We start from the raw sequence: 540 nt of genomic DNA, 5'->3' as shown, positions 1-540 counted from the left end.
ATTTGCTCGCAGCCAGGATTATCCTGTCGAGGTGGAGGAGCGAAACGGCGAATTCTACATCCGCATCCAGAAGGAATTCTCTGGTTCTTCGACCCAAGTCGCGCCGGTGGCCAAGCAGGTAATGCTAATCTCTAGTTGTACTTTAGGGCGGCCGGAGGAGGAGCTTGGCCAGGTGCTGATGCGAAGCTTTTTTTATACTCTGAGGGAAGCGGAAGTGGTTCCCGGTTCGATTATCTTCATCAATAGTGGGGTAAAACTGGCCTGTGAAGGGTCGGCGGTATTGTCCGACCTTATGGCTTTAGAAAAGCGCGGGGTCACGATCTTAAGCTGCGGTACCTGCCTGGATTACTTTCAGCTTAAGGAAAAGCTTTGCGTCGGCTCCATTAGCAACATGTACTCCATCGTTGAAGCCATGATGAGCAGTGACCGCTTGATTACCTTAGGGTAGACCGGGGGCTTGGCAGGAGGAAGAGATGGTAGAGAAATACTTTCTGGGGGATGTAGTTCAGATGCGAAAGTCTCACCCGTGCGGTAGTGACC

At 51.9% G+C, this 540-nt stretch carries 1 protein-coding gene and 1 pseudogene (1 of these 2 only partly in view); both read left to right on the top strand.

Annotated features, from left to right (window positions below):
* Positions 1–448, top strand: a pseudogene (gene yedF, locus H5U02_14885) (sulfurtransferase-like selenium metabolism protein YedF); it begins 35 nt to the left of the window's first position.
* A gap of 25 nt (positions 449–473) precedes the next feature.
* The coding region (locus H5U02_14880) for a DUF951 family protein (protein ID MBC7343705.1) at positions 474–540 on the top strand (67 nt) is incomplete at its 3' end.

The sequence above is a fragment of the Clostridia bacterium genome (assembly GCA_014360065.1).
In the GTDB taxonomy this organism is placed as follows: Bacteria; Bacillota; DSM-521; order Neomoorellales; family JACIYF01; genus JACIYF01.
Note: the sequence above shows the minus strand (reverse complement) of the source record. Positions and strands in the feature narration are given on the sequence as shown.